This is a genomic window from Actinomadura sp. GC306 (assembly GCF_004348665.1).
Taxonomy (GTDB): Bacteria; Actinomycetota; Actinomycetes; order Streptosporangiales; family Streptosporangiaceae; genus Spirillospora.
On sequence record NZ_SMKM01000042.1, the window covers coordinates 16,679 to 30,922 of the forward strand.

The following is a 14,244-nucleotide window of genomic DNA, read 5'->3' on the forward strand; positions in this document are numbered from 1 at the left end:
GTCATTATCATCCGCAATGAAGGAATGCAGGATTCCGCAAGAATTCAAGGGCCGGGACCGACCACTTTCGGCCATCACCGCATTTCGTCGAATTGGCGAACGAAGCGGCGTTCAGGCGGTGCGGTCGAACCAGGTGACCTGCGCACCGTTGCTGAACGACCGCCGCTCGGTCGGGGTGAACAACGTCGGACCGAACCCACCGGAGAAGACCGGCAGGCCCCCGCCCGCCACCACCGGGTAGGACTTGATGATCAGCTCGTCGATCTCGGGCAGGAGCGCGGCGGCGAGCCGGCCGCCGCCGCAGAGCCAGATGTCCCCGCCGCCTTCCGCGGCCTTGAGCGCGCGGACGGTGTCGAGCGGCTTCCTGACGAGTTCCACTCCCGGGTCGGCGATCTCTTCCAGGGTGGTGGAGGCGACGTACTGCCGCAGATGGGCGTACGGGCTGGTCACACCGATGTCGAGCGCAGGCCGATAAGTCGCGAGCCCCATCACCAGCGCGTCGAAACGCTTGTTGGGCGCGTCCTCCAGGCCGACTCTCGGACGGATGTGACTGGGCACGGTCTCCGGGAGGCGCTCGTTGATCCAGGCCGCCATGTCGTCCGCGACCGGGTAGAAGTCGACCTCGCCGCCGGGCCCGGCGATGAAACCGTCGATGCTCACGCCCACGTAGTAAACGAGCTTTCGCATATGTGTCACTCCGTTCGTAGTACTATGTCCGTAGTAGTTTGAACGTAGTACTACAGATGGAGTGGTGTCAACATGCGGCGGAACGTCGAGCGGAGGACCGCGCTGGTCGACGCGGCGATCGAGGTCCTGGCCAGGGAGGGCGCGCGCGGGCTCACGTACCGGGCGGTGGACGCAGAGGCCCGCGTGCCGGCCGGCACCGCGTCCAACTACTTCGCCAACCGGGACGAGCTGTTCACCCAGGCGGGCCGGCGGATCTACGAGCGCCTGGAGCGCGACGCGGCCGCCGCGATGACCGGGCCGATCGAGGGGCCGCGCGACCTCGCCAAGGTCATCGAACTCCTGCGCGCCACCATCGGGCGGATCGAGGACTTCCGCACCGGCTACCTGGCACTCCTGGAACTGCGCCTGGAGGCGACCAGGCGCCCGGAGCTGCGCGCCGTCCTGACCGAGCGGGTCCGCGAAGACGTGGCGGCCAACATCGACTACCACCTGGAGGCGGGGCTCCCAGGCGACGCCACCTCGGTGCGGCTCCTCTACCTGGCGCTCAACTGGCTGGTCGTGGAGCACCTCACCCTGCCCGGCGTGTTCTCCGACGAGGACGTCCAGGAACTCGTGGCGGTCGCCGTGGAGCGCGCCGTCCCCCGCTAGGACAGCGGGCGGCCGGGCCCCTTCTTGATCTGCTCGATGAACAGCCGGGCCAGCGCCTGCTGGCCCGCGGCCGTCGGATGGTAGCTGCGCGGCTCGGCTTCGAGCGCCGGCAGGTTCACCGTGAGCCCGTTCATGTACGGCTCCCTGCTGCCCACCTCGTGCCCGGCGAACGCGCTGTAGGCGTCGGCGAACTCGACGCTGCCGCGGCCGCCCCGGGCGGCGATCTGCGCGTCGGCCTCGGCGGCGGACTGGCCGATCAGCCGGCCCAGGTCGTAGGCGCGGGCGTTGAGCCAGCGCTGGTCGGACACCGTGATGTTGTCCGCGCCCACGCCGCTCACCTCGGAGAACGCCCGCGGGTACCCCATCACGATCACCCGGGCACGGGGGGCCTTCGCGGTGATCTCGTCCAGCAGGGCGGGCAGGCTCCTGCGCAGTTCGGCCATCCGCTTGGCGATGTCCTCGCCCTGCCGCGTGCAGTCCTTGCTCCACGGCAGCTTGACCACGCACCCGGCGAGCACCTTGGAGAACCCGACGTCGTTGCCGCCGATGCTCAGCGTGATCAGGCTGGTGTCGGGGCCGATGCGGTCGAGCTGCGGCGGTTCCCCGCCCTTCCCCTTCCGGACGTCACCGGTCGTGGCGCCCGAGCAGGCCCAGAACCCGCTGCCCTTCGCGAACTCGAACGCCTTCGCGACCTCGTGGTAGTACGCCTTGGACGTGCGGTGGCACCGGTCGAGCGGGTTGTTGTCGGCCACGGTCGACTCCGAGCCGACCCCCGACGAGTACGAATCGCCCAGCGCCACGTACGACCCCCAGGTGGCGGCCTCGACGGGCGTGAGGGTCCTCGCGCCGGCCACCGGGTCGGCGCGGACCTCCGGCGCGGGCTCGCGGCACCCGCTGTCGAAGACCGCGCAGCGCACCGCCGGCAGCGCGACGAGCGGGACGACGGCCAGCGCCAGCAACGCCACGAGGACGACGACGGCGGCCCTCCGCTCACCGAGCCGCTCCCGCAACCATCCCGCCGGGCTGATCATCGTCCTCCTCCGGTGCCGTGTTTCATGGGGCAGACGTCTGCTGATCGCCCCCGGTTCCCGCCTTTACATTGTAGATCAAAAGCTGTGGCCGGTCGGCGCGCGCATGACCACCCGGGGCCCCAGCTCGTGCAGACCCGCCTTGACCTCCGCCTCCCACAGGGACCTGATCCCCGGCCCCCAGCGTTCCTCGGGCAGCTCCTCGAAACCGTGCTTGGCGTACCAGGGCCCGTTCCAGGGGACGTCCTTGAACGTCAGAAGGGTGACCTCGGGCGCCCCCGCCGCGGCGGCCCGCGCCATGACGGCGTCCAGCAGCCGGGCACCGATGCCCTTGCCGGTCAGGTCGTCGCGCACCGAGATCTGCGCCAGGTGCGCGGCCCCGTCGACCTCCTCGACCACCGCGAACCCGACCGGCGGCTCGCCCGCGACGATGATCTCCGCGTCCCCGCCGGACATGAGCTCGACCACGGTGGGACCGGGCGGGAACACGATCCCGATCTCCGCGAACATCCGCTCCCCGGAGACCTCGATCGACGGTAGCCCCGGCAACTCCTCCGCCCGCGCCACCCGCACCTCGTCATCCATCCCGCAATGGTAAAACGCCGTTCGGCCCCGGACTCCCGGCACCGCCTCCGGCCGTTCGGCACAGGCGAACGCGGTGACGCCCTCCGCGCGCTTACGAGAGGCCCGCCGCCTCGGCGGCGGAGGCGCGGTAAATCGGATGCGAGCACGGCGCGGCCGCGGTCATGATCGAGTATGGAATGGACGCTGAGCTACGACCTTGACGAATTCATGTCGGCGGCGGGTGGGTTCCTGCACGACGACCCAGCCCGGAACACCGTGGCGCTCACCGTGACCGGGGACATGCGCGCCGAAGGCACCGGGGTCCGCAAGGACGTCCTGTTCGGGTGGTGGCCGGGAGGCCGGCGCGTCGAGGGCGCGTTCCTGTGGACCCCGTCGTATCCGCCGCTGCTCAGCGCGATGCCCGAGCGGGCCGTCCGGGGCCTCGCGGAGATCCTGGCGGACCGTGAGGCGGCGCTGCCTGGCGTCAGCGGCTCCCAGACCGCCGCGGAGGCGTTCGCGGACGAGTGGAAGCGGCGGACCGGCGCCGCGAGCCGACTGACCATGCACCAGCGCCTCTACCGGCTGGGTGAGCTCAAGGTGCCCGATCCGCTGCCGCCGGGCACCGCCCGCACCGCGAACCGGGACGAGCGGCCGCTGATGCTGGAGTGGGCCACCGCGTTCTGGACCGAGGTCGAGGAGCACGGGCCGGTCAATACGGCGATGATGGACGCCAGGCTCGACACGGGCCGCATCGCGCTGTGGGAGGCGGGCGGGCAGCCGGTCGCGATGGCCTGGTGGTCCCCCGTGGCCGCCGGGATGTCCCGTGTCTCGGCCGTGTACACGCCGCCCGGGCACCGCCGCCGGGGCTACGGAGCGGCGGTCACCACGAAGGCGACCCGGTCCGCCATGGAGGAGGGCGCGACGGACGTCGTGCTGTTCACCGACCTGGCCAACCCGACGAGCAACGCCGTCTACCACCGCCTCGGCTACCGCCCGGTCGAAGACCGCCTGGTCCTCGCCTTCAGCTGACCCGCCCAGCCGAGTTCAGCGCGGCTGCGGGCGCGGGGACCTCCGGACGGCGGTTCCCGCTTGAGGGGCGGCGCGGTGGAGGCTAGTGGACGCCGGCCTCCTTCATGTCGCGCAGTTCGCGCTTGAGCTCCTTGATCTCGTCGCGGAGGCGGGCGGCGAGCTCGAACTGGAGGTCGGCGGCGGCCTGGTGCATCTGGACGGTCATCTGCTCGATGAGGGCCTCCAGGTCCTCGCGGGGGTGTTCGCCGACCAGGTCGGCGGCGTGCCGGCCGACCTCACGGGTGCGGGACGCGAGCCCCGGGACGGGGGCCTTGCCGCGGCTCTGCTGGCGGCCGGAGCCGCCGATGAGCGTCTCGGTGTCGGCGTCCTCGCGGGCGAGGGAGTCGAGGATGTCGGCGATGCGCTTGCGGAGCGCCTGCGGCTCGATGCCGTGCTCCTCGTTGTACGCCTGCTGCTTGGCGCGGCGGCGGCTGGTCTCATCGATCGCGCGTTCCATCGACGGCGTGACCGTGTCGGCGTACATGTGGACCTGGCCGGACACGTTGCGGGCCGCGCGGCCGATCGTCTGGATGAGCGACGTCTCGGAGCGCAGGAAGCCCTCCTTGTCGGCGTCCAGGATCGCGACGAGCGACACCTCGGGCAGGTCGAGGCCCTCGCGGAGCAGGTTGATGCCGACCAGGACGTCGAACTCGCCGACGCGCAGCTCCCGCAGCAGCTCGATGCGGCGCAGGGTGTCGACCTCGCTGTGCAGGTAGCGGACCTGGATGCCGAGTTCGAGCAGGTAGTCGGTGAGGTCCTCGGCCATCTTCTTGGTGAGGGTGGTGACCAGGACGCGCTCGTCGCGCTCGGTGCGCTCGCGGATCTCGTGGATGAGGTCGTCGATCTGCCCCTTCGTGGGCTTCACGACGATCTCCGGGTCGATGAGGCCGGTGGGGCGGATGACCTGCTCGACGACGTCGCCCTTCACGCGGCCCATCTCGTACGGGCCGGGCGTCGCGGACAGGTAGACGGTCTGGCCGATCCGGTCGAGGAACTCCTCCCATTTGAGGGGCCGGTTGTCCATCGCGGACGGCAGCCGGAACCCGTGCTCGACCAGCATCCGCTTGCGGGACGCGTCGCCCTCGTACATCGCGCCGATCTGCGGGACGGTCTGGTGCGACTCGTCGATGACGAGGAGGAAGTCCTCCGGGAAGTAGTCGAGGAGGGTGTTGGGGGCGCTGCCGGGGCCGCGGCCGTCGATGTGGCGGGAGTAGTTCTCGATGCCGGAGCAGGTGCCGACCTGCCGCATCATCTCGATGTCGTAGGCGGTGCGCATGCGCAGCCGCTGCGCCTCCAGCATCTTGCCCTGCCGCTCCATCACGGCGAGGGTCTCCGCCAGCTCGGCCTCGATGTCGCGGATGGCCCGCTCCATCCGCTCGGGGCCGGCGACGTAGTGGGAGGCGGGGAAGACGTACAGCTCCTCGTCCTCGGTGATCTGCTCGCCGGTGAGGGGGTGCAGGGTGGCGAGCTTCTCGATCTCGTCCCCGAACATCTCGATGCGGACGGCGAGCTCCTCGTACTGCGGGATGATCTCGATGGTGTCGCCGCGGACCCGGAACGTGCCGCGGGTGAACGCGAGGTCGTTGCGGGTGTACTGCATCCCGACGAGCTGCCGGAGCAGGTCGTCGCGGTCGATCTCCTGGCCGACGCTGAGGCGCACCATGCGGTCGACGTACTCCTGCGGCGTGCCGAGGCCGTAGATGCAGGAGACGGACGCCACGACGACGGTGTCGCGGCGGGTCAGCAGCGAGTTGGTCGCCGAGTGCCGCAGCCGGTCGACCTCGTCGTTGATCGAGGAGTCCTTCTCGATGTAGGTGTCGGTCTGCGGGATGTACGCCTCGGGCTGGTAGTAGTCGTAGTAGGAGACGAAGTACTCGACGGCGTTGTTCGGCAGCATCTCGCGCAGTTCGTTGGCGAACTGCGCGGCGAGCGTCTTGTTCGGCTGCATGACCAGCATCGGTCGCTGCACCTTCTCCACCAGCCACGCGATCGTGGCGGTCTTGCCGGTGCCGGTGGCGCCGAGCAGCACCGCGTCCTGCTCGCCGCGCTCGATGCGGGCGGTCAGCTCGGCGATCGCCTGCGGCTGGTCGCCCGACGGCGTCATCTCGGTGATGACCTCGAACGGCGCCACACGGCGCCGCAGATCCGTGACTGGCCGCATCGTCGCGTCTCCCCTGTCCGTCGGCTGCCTGCCCACCAACTGTATGCAGTGCCTACGACAATCAGTATCCGCGCAGGCCGGCGGCCGGCGCCCGGTTAGGACGCGGGCAGCGGGATCCGGGCGCGGACGGCGTAGCCGCCGCCGCGGGGCCCGGCCTCGAAGGTGCCGCCGAGGGCGGTGACGCGCTCGCGGAGGCCCACCAGGCCGTTGCCGCCGCTCGGCAGCCGGTGCTCGGGACGGGCCATCGGCGGATCGTTGGCGACCTCCACCTCGATCGCCTCGGGCAGCAGGCCGAGGTCGACGCGAGTACCTGCCATGCCGGCGTGCTTGTGGACGTTGGTGAGCGCCTCCTGAACGAGGCGGTACACCGTCCGTCCCACGGCGGCGGGGATGTGGCGGTCCTCACCGCGGATCGACAGGTCGACGCTGAGGCCGGCCGCACCGGACTGCCCGACGAGGTCGCGGACGTGGGCGATCGTCAGGGCCTCCTGGGGCAGGGCCTCCTCGCCTTGCCTGAGGACACCGATGACATGGCGGAGTTCCTCCAGGGCCTGACGTCCCATGTCGCCGATGACGCCGGCCGTCTCCGCGGCCCGCTCCGGATCGCGCACGGCGATCGCCTTGAGAGCGCCCGCGTGCACGACCATGACGCTGATCCTGTTGGCGACCACGTCGTGCATCTCCCGTGCGATGCGCGTCCGTTCCTCACCCCGCGCGCGCTCTGCGAGGAGGTGCTGTTCGCGTTCGAGGCGCGCTGCGCGTTCCTGGAGTGAGGCGAGGAGCTGCTTGCGCGCCCCCATGTACAGCCCGAGCAGGACCGGGACGCCGATGAACGCGACGCTGAAGATGGCCTGCGCGATGAAGGGGTCCCTGGACGACGTGGGCGCGGCGATGGCGAGCGAGGTGATGTAGCCGACGATCGCGATGGTCACGACGGTCCAGCGGGACGAGGTGTAGGCGGCGAGCGAGTACAGGATGACCAGCGCGGACGCCGCGCCCGCACCGAGGACCGTGCCGATCGTCACCAGGAACAGCGCGAGACCCACGGGATGGATGCGCCGCACGACGGTGGCCAGGCCGAGCACGGCGCTGCAGGCCGAGACGACGGGCGGCGGAAGCCAGAACTCCTGATCGGCGAACCACAGGAACAGCCCGTCCGCGATGGCGAGCGCGATGGCGAGGGAGACGTCGAGCGCACGGGACCGCTTCGTCGGCCACGCCGCCGACCACCAGCCCCGCACGCGCATGCGATGAGCCTATAGCGCGCGGCAGGTTACCAGGACCGCTCAATCAGGAAGGTCACCGACACCCTTCCGGGACGTCCGATCCGCCATCGCCGCTACAACGAAGCATGCCCCTGGAAGAGGGTTTCCAGGGGCACCGTCGTGTCAGGGCCGTTACCGGGCCACACCGTCGGTCGCGGCGACCAGGCGGGCCAGGATCCTGCCCTGCTCCTCCTGTCGCGCCGCGATCTTCCCGAGCTCACCCATGATCATGTTCACAGCGGAACCGAGCTCCTGCTTGAACTCCCGCCTGACCAGGTTGAGCCCCTTGTGGAGTTCTTCGTTCGTGACGAGGTTCTTGAGGTCGTCTTTGGTGGCCAGGTCAGCGAGAGTGACCTGTTCTAGAGGCTTGGACGCCATGGGGGGATGCTACCTCTCCGTCGTGGTCCTGTGTTCGCCGGACGGCGACGACCACATCCTGCCACAGTCGATGACCCATTGCGTTCAATTGATCACTGTGAGCCATCGTTCTCCGCGGCGCGGACGGTGAGGGCCTTCCAGAGGGCGTCCACCTGGCTCTGCAGGTCCGCCAGCGTGCCGGAGTTGTCGATGAGGTGGGAGGCGACGGCCCGGCGGTCCTCGCGGGACGCCTGGCTGGCCATGCGGGCGCGGGCGTCCTCCTCGGTCATCCCGCGGCGGGCGACGAGGCGGTCGAGCTGCATGTCGGCGGGAGCGTCCACGACGACGACCTCGTCGTACATGGGGGCCAGGCCGTTCTCCGCCAGCAGGGGCACGTCGTACACGACGACGGCGTCCTCGGGCGCGGCGTCCATGAGTTCCTGCATCCGCTCCCCCACCAGCGGATGGACGATCGCGTTCAGCGCCGCCAGCCGGTCGGGGTCGCCGAACACGATCCGGCCGACCTTCTCGCGGTCGAGACCGCCGGACGGGAGCAGCACCTCCTCGCCGAACTCCGCGACGACGGCGGCGAGGCCGGGCGTGCCCGGCTCGACCACCTCGCGGGCGATCTTGTCGGCGTCGATGACCACGGCACCGTGCGCGGCGAGCCGCGCCGACACCTCGCTCTTGCCCGACCCGATTCCGCCGGTGAGTCCCACTTTCAGCACGCGCTCACCCTAGTGGTCACGCGGTTCCCGCCGGGACGAGGGGCTTGCGCATGTGGACGAGCGTGAGGTGCGCGGCGACGCGCTCGCGGTGCGTCTCGGCGTACCCGGCGCGGCGGTACAGCCGGAGGTTCGCCTCGCTGAGGTGGCCGGTGAACAGCACGCACGCTTCGGCGCGTCCGGCCACCGCGTCCTCCAGCGCGGCGAGGAGCCGCCGCCCGATGCCGCGTCCCTGCAGGTCGGGGACGACGACGAGCCGCCCGACCAGGCAGGTGTGCTCGCTGAACTGAGCGCGGACCGCCCCGACGAGGCGGCCGCCGAGCACCGCCTTCAGCACGACCGCGTCGCTCGCCAGGACCTTGCGGAGCTGCTCGGCCGACTCGACCAGCGGGGGGATGAACGGGTCGCCGTACAGCTGCGCCTCCGCGACGTAGGCGGCGCGCTGCACGGTCAGCACCTCCCCGGCGTCCTGCGGGCCGGCCCGCTCGACCGCGACGCTCGGTTCGCTCATGGCCCGACCCTAGCGGCGGGACGCGGGCCCGGTCCGCTCAGCGCCCGATCCGGACGGTGACCGCGACCGGATAGTGGTCGGACGCGTCCGACACCGGCACGTTGTACTCGGTGACGAGGATGCCGTCCGACCCGAAGATCCAGTCGACGCGCGCGCCGTCGGACCTGGTGGGGGACGTGTCGTCGCCGATCGCGGTGCTGCGCAGGTCGGTCCCGTCGGTCATCGCGGCCAGTTCGGGGCTGTCGGGGCCGGCGTTGAAGTCGCCGCCGATCAGCGTGCGGGGCGCGCCGCCCCAGGCCCGCAGCAGCGCCGCGATCGAGCGGGCGCGCTCGTCGGCCTGGTCCTCGCCGCCCTCCAGATGCGTGGACCACACGTCCATGGTGGTCTCGCCGACGCCGAGCCGCGCCCAGACGTAGCCGCGGATCTGCGACCAGTCGCCGCGCGGCCAGCGGCCCGTCCCGGAGCTGTGCACCGGCAGCGACGTCAGGATCGCGTTGCCGAACTGCCCGTCGGCGGCCGGACCCCAGATCAGCTTCATGCCGAGGCGCCGCGACAGCCACACGCCGACGTCGGCGGTGCCCGACAGCAGCGACCCGCGGCTCGCCTCCTGCAGCAGGACGACCTGGGCCTGCTGCTCCTCGATGACGCGGGCGATGCCCTCGGGGTCGAGCCGCCCGGCCTGGTTGACGGCGTCGTGGATGTTGTAGCTGAGGACGCGCACGTGGCCCGGCAGCGGCGGCGCGGGCGCCTTGCCGTCCGGCGCGGCGACGGTGAACACCAGGGTGCCGGCCAGCAGCCCGAGGGCGGCGGCGCCGGCGGTGAGGGCGCGCAGCGGGGCGCGGGCGGGCAGCGGGCCGCCGCGGGCGGACGCGAAGGCGGCGAGCGCACCGAGCGCGATGCCGGCGATCCCCGGCAGGACGTTGTTGGGGAACGGCAGCGGCGAGATGGCGCTGACCTGGTACGGGACGAGGATCAGCGCGATCAGCAGACCGCCGAGCGCGGCGCCGGCGTCGACCCGCCACGCGGGCCCGCCGGACCCGGCGCGGCGCAGCGGCGCCCGCACCGCCACCGCCAGCAGCCACGCCGACAGCACCTGACCGAGGATGACGATGGGCACGACCTCGATGCCGGAGATCGCGTACGTGCCGGCGACGGCGCCGGCACCGACCCCGAGGACGGTGCCGCCGAGCACGCACACGCCGCCGGGGACGGCCCGCACCGCGAGGCCGGACGCGAGGAACGCCAGCGCGAGGCCCTGCCCGGCGACGATCGTGATGTGCGCCGCGGTCAGCGACAGCCACCCGGACGACGCGACGAACGCGGGGCTGGACAGGATGAGGATCTGCAGCGCCAGGAACGGACCGAACGCGGCCGCGCCGAGCGCGTCCCGCCAGGAGATCCCGGGCGCCGCGACGGGCTCGGCCGACAGCTCCCGGTAGAGCGCGGCGGCGCCGAGGCCGACGAACGCCAGGCACGCCAGCCACGGCCCGACGCCGCTGCGCCACACCGGGTCCCAGGTGGCGAAGCACATCCGCACCGCGGCGTCGATGGACAGGCCGGCGACGGTCGCGGTGGCGAAGCCGACGCCGGACAGGCCGCGGGCGCCCTCGAACAGCGCCCCGACGGCGACCATGCCGATGGCGGTCGCGGCGAACGCGAGCCAGACGCGCGGCTCGATGGCCTGCGCGAGCAGCCGGACGGCGAGCAGGCCGCCGACCGCGCCGAGCAGCACGACGCGGGAGCCGGCGGCCCGGCGGATCACCGGCGCGGCGAACCCGGCGAGGAACACGACGAGCACGCCGGCGGCGGCGACGGCGGGGCCGGTCCGGTCGGCGAAATGGTCGAGCTGGGGCAGGGCGAACCGCAGGGTCTGCGCGAGCACCGCGACCGTGACGGCGATGAGCGCGAGCCGCGCGGGGCCCGGCGGGACGATGGACGGGCCGGACGCGGCGGGGCCGCCGGTCCTGGTGCCGGCGTCGGTGTTGGCGTCTGTGCTGGCCACTTGAACGAGTGCTCCCCGGGGGACGGGCGGACCTGCGGGACGGTGGGCGCTGCGTGGTGACGGGTCGGCGGGCATCGCCGGTGCCGCGCGGCCGCCCGACATCAATGGTGACGCAACCGACGCACGGCCGGAGGGCGATCTCGCAAGATCGTTCTCCGGCCGTGTGCGGGTCGTGTTCGGATTGTCGGTGGCCGCGGCATCGCGGCGGTCACGCCCGTGGGCGTCGGCCGCGAGACCGGAGAGGCGTCACCGTGCCCCGCCCTCCGGCGGGCCGCGTGCGGCCCGCCGGGGGAAGGGATGGGACTACTGGCCGCCGGAGAGCTTCTCCCGCAGCGCGGCGAGCGCCTCGTCGGTGGCCAGGGCGCCACCGGTGGTCTCGCTCTCGCCGCCGCCGGAGTAGGACGTCTCGCCGCCGCCACCGCCGCCGGCCGCGGGCTCGGCGCCCGCCTCGGCCTCGGCCTTGCGGGCCTCTTCGATCTGCTTGCGGTGCGCGTCGAAGCGCGACCGGGCCTCGGCGTACTGCCGCTCCCAGGTCTCGCGCTGCTCGTCGAAGCCGGGCAGCCACTCGCCGGTCTCGGCGTCGAAGCCCTCGGGGTACTTGTAGTTCCCCTGCTCGTCGTACTCGGCCGGCATGCCGTACAGCGTCGGGTCGAAGTCCTCTTCCTCGATGCTCGCGGCGCCCTCGTTGGCCTGCTTGAGCGACAGGGAGATCCGGCGCCGGTCGAGGTCGATGTCGATGATCTTCACGAAGATCTCGTCGCCGACCTGGACGACCTGCTCGGGGATCTCCACGTGGCGCTCGGCCAGCTCGGAGATGTGCACCAGGCCCTCGATGCCCTCCTCGACGCGGACGAACGCGCCGAACGGGACCAGCTTGGTGACGCGGCCCGGGACGACCTGCCCGATCTGGTGGGTGCGGGCGAACTGCTGCCACGGGTCTTCCTGCGTCGCCTTGAGCGACAGCGAGACCCGCTCGCGCTCCATGTCGACGTCCAGGACCTCGACCGTGACCTCCTGGCCGACCTCGACGACCTCGGAGGGGTGGTCGATGTGCTTCCAGGACAGCTCGGAGACGTGCACGAGCCCGTCGACGCCGCCGAGGTCGACGAACGCGCCGAAGTTGACGATCGAGGACACGACGCCCTTGCGGACCTGGCCCTTCTGCAGCGTGTTGAGGAAGGTCTGGCGGACCTCGCTCTGCGTCTGCTCCAGCCAGGCGCGGCGGGACAGGACCACGTTGTTGCGGTTCTTGTCCAGCTCGATGATCTTGGCCTCGAGCTCGCGGCCGACGTAGGGCTGCAGGTCGCGGACCCGGCGCATCTCGACCAGCGACGCGGGCAGGAAGCCGCGCAGGCCGATGTCCAGGATCAGGCCGCCCTTGACGACCTCGATGACCGTGCCGGTGACGATGCCGTCCTCGTCCTTGATCTTCTCGATCGTGCCCCAGGCGCGCTCGTACTGGGCGCGCTTCTTGGACAGGATCAGCCGGCCTTCCTTGTCCTCCTTCTGGAGGACGAGGGCCTCGACGTGGTCTCCGGTGGAGACGACCTCGTTCGGGTCGACGTCGTGCTTGATGGACAGCTCGCGCGAGGGAATGACGCCCTCGGTCTTGTAGCCGATGTCGAGGAGGACCTCGTCACGATCGACCTTGACGACAGTGCCTTCGACAATGTCGCCGTCATTGAAGTACTTGATGGTCTCATCGATCGCGGCGAGGAAGGCTTCCTCGGACCCGATGTCGTTGACCGCTACCTGCGGGGTGGTCGAGGTGGCCTCGGTGCTGCTCGTCATGTGTCGGCTGGCTCCGGTACGGACAGTGAAGTCGTGATGGGCTTCTGCGCGGAGGGCCGTTTTCCGCCCTGCCGAGGACCGGAATGGGACGCGGACCTGCCGCGTCTTTAGACCGAACCGACGTCGCCGACCTGACCGAGCTCGAGCCTGCTCCGTCTGAAGCTCGCGCAGGCCCACAGCGCAGCGATCAGGATATGGGACCAGCCCTCAGTGGTCAATCCAGGTCCGCCAGGGCGGTCAGTATGTCCGCGCCCGCCCCCGGTACTCCTTGGCGAGCCGGTCCTCGGACGCCTTGGGAAACGTCACGGTGTTCGGGTCACCGTCAGATGTGTACCGCTCCGCCGGGTTCTTGTCCAGGTATTCGAGCCACGCGGTCGAGCAGAACTTCGTGCAGTCGTTCTCCTTGATCTTGCCCTCGGACCGGACCCGCGGGATGTTCCACCGGTCGAACTCCTCGTCGAACGGCGACACCGACGGCCGCCACCCGGCGAGGAAGATCCCCTGAAAGGCGTACCGGCCGCCCTGCTCGCGCGCCCACTTCTCCTTCCTGGGCACCGCCCCGAACGGGTAGGCGAGCGTCGCCGTGTGCGCCCCGGTGAGCTGGACGACCCGGTCCTCCAGCGCGCCGATCTCGTCCTGCACCTTCTTCTCGGACAGCCCCGAGAGGTTCGGGTGCGACTTCGTGTGGTTCCCGACGTCGTACCCGTGCTGGAGGAGCCACTTCAGCCCGGCCGCGGCCTGCTCGTCCTCCATCCCGAAGATGTCGTCGATCAGGAAGAACGTCGCCGTCGGCCGGAACCCGGGGTTCTCGTTCGCGACCTGCTGGATGACCGCGACGGCGGTGTCGGGCGCGGGGTTGCCCTGCGCGTCGAGCGCGAACTGGTCGGGCGAGCTGTCGTCGAACGTCAGCACCACCGGGTACTTGCCGGCCGGGACGTTGAACTTCCCGCTGACGAACTCGGCCGCCGTGATGGGCTGGTAGCCGCCCTTGGCCAGCCGCGTCAGCTCGTCGTGGAGCTCTTTGACCGTCCGGTCCAGCGGCCGTTCGGGCTTCTTCACGATCCGGTGGTACATCAGCACCGGTATCTGGCCGAGCTCGTTCGCCTTCACGGCCGCGGCCGCCGGCGCCGCCGCGGGAATGGGAGCACTCGGCGAAACCGAAGGCGTCCCGCTCCCGGGTACGGGCGCGGCGGCCCCGGCCTCCACCGCGGCCGGCGAAGCCGTGGACGCGGCACGCTGCGCCGTATCCCCTTCTTGCTCACGCCCCCGCCGCTCCCCCGGAAGCGTCAGTCCCAGGACCACGGCACAGACGACCACGACTCCAGCGATCTTGTGAAGCAGAGGCACGCTACCCCCCGCCGGTCGACCCGAACAGGACCCGGAGACGGCCTACGGTTCCCCGGACAACAAGGACACCTACTCGCCTACCCCCCGATC

The 14,244-nt window shown here is 71.2% G+C and carries 13 protein-coding genes; 2 read left to right on the plus strand and 11 right to left on the minus strand.

The annotated features are described in order from the left end of the window. Positions 1-111: 111 nt before the first annotated feature. Complete coding sequence (locus E1200_RS09120; protein WP_131951384.1) at positions 112-687, minus strand: dihydrofolate reductase family protein; 576 nt, start codon at positions 685-687, stop codon at positions 112-114. Positions 688-759: 72 nt separating this feature from the next. Between E1200_RS09120 and E1200_RS09125 the strand changes: the two genes are divergently transcribed. Next, the gene (locus E1200_RS09125) at positions 760-1,335 is read left to right on the plus strand and encodes a TetR/AcrR family transcriptional regulator (protein WP_131951385.1); all 576 of its coding nucleotides are present in this window, start codon (positions 760-762) and stop codon (positions 1,333-1,335) included. On the opposite strand, the gene E1200_RS09130 is transcribed toward E1200_RS09125, so the two are convergent. Together E1200_RS09130 and E1200_RS09135 are read right to left on the minus strand one after the other, a co-directional pair. Further along, positions 1,332-2,366, minus strand: coding sequence for an SGNH/GDSL hydrolase family protein (locus tag E1200_RS09130; RefSeq protein ID WP_131951386.1), 1,035 nt, complete (start codon positions 2,364-2,366; stop codon positions 1,332-1,334). The two genes, E1200_RS09125 and E1200_RS09130, sit on opposite strands and share 4 nt — an antisense overlap. A gap of 75 nt (positions 2,367-2,441) precedes the next feature. Continuing rightward, positions 2,442-2,948, minus strand: a complete 507-nt coding sequence (locus E1200_RS09135) for a GNAT family N-acetyltransferase (RefSeq protein ID WP_131951387.1) — start codon at positions 2,946-2,948, stop codon at positions 2,442-2,444. A gap of 171 nt (positions 2,949-3,119) precedes the next feature. On the opposite strand from E1200_RS09135, the gene E1200_RS09140 reads away from it, so the two are divergent. Continuing rightward, positions 3,120-3,956: a GNAT family N-acetyltransferase gene (locus E1200_RS09140; protein WP_131951388.1), complete on the plus strand. Its 837-nt coding sequence runs from the start codon at positions 3,120-3,122 to the stop codon at positions 3,954-3,956. Between the two features lie 82 nt (positions 3,957-4,038). On the opposite strand, the gene uvrB is transcribed toward E1200_RS09140, so the two are convergent. From uvrB to E1200_RS09180, 8 genes are all read right to left on the minus strand, one after another. After that, a complete protein-coding gene (uvrB, locus tag E1200_RS09145; RefSeq protein WP_131951389.1) occupies positions 4,039-6,156 on the minus strand; it encodes an excinuclease ABC subunit UvrB in 2,118 nt (705 codons plus the stop codon). A 95-nt stretch (positions 6,157-6,251) separates the two neighbouring features. Beyond that, positions 6,252-7,403, minus strand: a complete 1,152-nt coding sequence (locus E1200_RS09150; protein ID WP_131951390.1) for a histidine kinase — start codon at positions 7,401-7,403, stop codon at positions 6,252-6,254. A 150-nt stretch (positions 7,404-7,553) separates the two neighbouring features. Then, complete coding sequence (locus E1200_RS09155) at positions 7,554-7,799, minus strand: hypothetical protein (RefSeq protein ID WP_131951391.1); 246 nt, start codon at positions 7,797-7,799, stop codon at positions 7,554-7,556. A 92-nt stretch (positions 7,800-7,891) separates the two neighbouring features. Further along, complete coding sequence (gene coaE, locus E1200_RS09160) at positions 7,892-8,506, minus strand: dephospho-CoA kinase (protein WP_131951392.1); 615 nt, start codon at positions 8,504-8,506, stop codon at positions 7,892-7,894. A 16-nt stretch (positions 8,507-8,522) separates the two neighbouring features. Further along, positions 8,523-9,014, minus strand: a complete 492-nt coding sequence (locus E1200_RS09165) for a GNAT family N-acetyltransferase (protein ID WP_131951393.1) — start codon at positions 9,012-9,014, stop codon at positions 8,523-8,525. 37 nt (positions 9,015-9,051) lie between these two features. Continuing rightward, a complete protein-coding gene (locus tag E1200_RS09170; protein WP_243708432.1) occupies positions 9,052-11,016 on the minus strand; it encodes an endonuclease/exonuclease/phosphatase family protein in 1,965 nt (654 codons plus the stop codon). Between the two features lie 303 nt (positions 11,017-11,319). Next, the gene (rpsA, locus tag E1200_RS09175; protein WP_131951394.1) at positions 11,320-12,807 is read right to left on the minus strand and encodes a 30S ribosomal protein S1; all 1,488 of its coding nucleotides are present in this window, start codon (positions 12,805-12,807) and stop codon (positions 11,320-11,322) included. Between the two features lie 237 nt (positions 12,808-13,044). Further along, positions 13,045-13,917 (minus strand): polysaccharide deacetylase family protein, encoded by an 873-nt coding sequence (locus E1200_RS09180; RefSeq protein ID WP_243708433.1) that lies wholly within the window; start codon positions 13,915-13,917, stop codon positions 13,045-13,047. Positions 13,918-14,244 lie beyond the last annotated feature (327 nt).

Bases quoted from the DNA above. Each gene is read 5' to 3' on its own strand.
- E1200_RS09155 (WP_131951391.1), bottom strand. From the start codon at position 7,799: ATGGCGTCCAAGCCTCTAGAACAGGTCACTCTCGCTGACCTGGCCACC.
- E1200_RS09165 (WP_131951393.1), bottom strand. From the start codon at position 9,014: ATGAGCGAACCGAGCGTCGCGGTCGAGCGGGCCGGCCCGCAGGACGCC.
- rpsA (WP_131951394.1), bottom strand. From the start codon at position 12,807: ATGACGAGCAGCACCGAGGCCACCTCGACCACCCCGCAGGTAGCGGTC.
- E1200_RS09125 (WP_131951385.1), top strand. From the start codon at position 760: ATGCGGCGGAACGTCGAGCGGAGGACCGCGCTGGTCGACGCGGCGATC.
- E1200_RS09140 (WP_131951388.1), top strand. From the start codon at position 3,120: ATGGAATGGACGCTGAGCTACGACCTTGACGAATTCATGTCGGCGGCG.
- E1200_RS09135 (WP_131951387.1), bottom strand. From the start codon at position 2,948: ATGGATGACGAGGTGCGGGTGGCGCGGGCGGAGGAGTTGCCGGGGCTA.
- E1200_RS09120 (WP_131951384.1), bottom strand. From the start codon at position 687: ATGCGAAAGCTCGTTTACTACGTGGGCGTGAGCATCGACGGTTTCATC.
- uvrB (WP_131951389.1), bottom strand. From the start codon at position 6,156: ATGCGGCCAGTCACGGATCTGCGGCGCCGTGTGGCGCCGTTCGAGGTC.
- E1200_RS09130 (WP_131951386.1), bottom strand. From the start codon at position 2,366: ATGATCAGCCCGGCGGGATGGTTGCGGGAGCGGCTCGGTGAGCGGAGG.
- E1200_RS09150 (WP_131951390.1), bottom strand. From the start codon at position 7,403: ATGCGCGTGCGGGGCTGGTGGTCGGCGGCGTGGCCGACGAAGCGGTCC.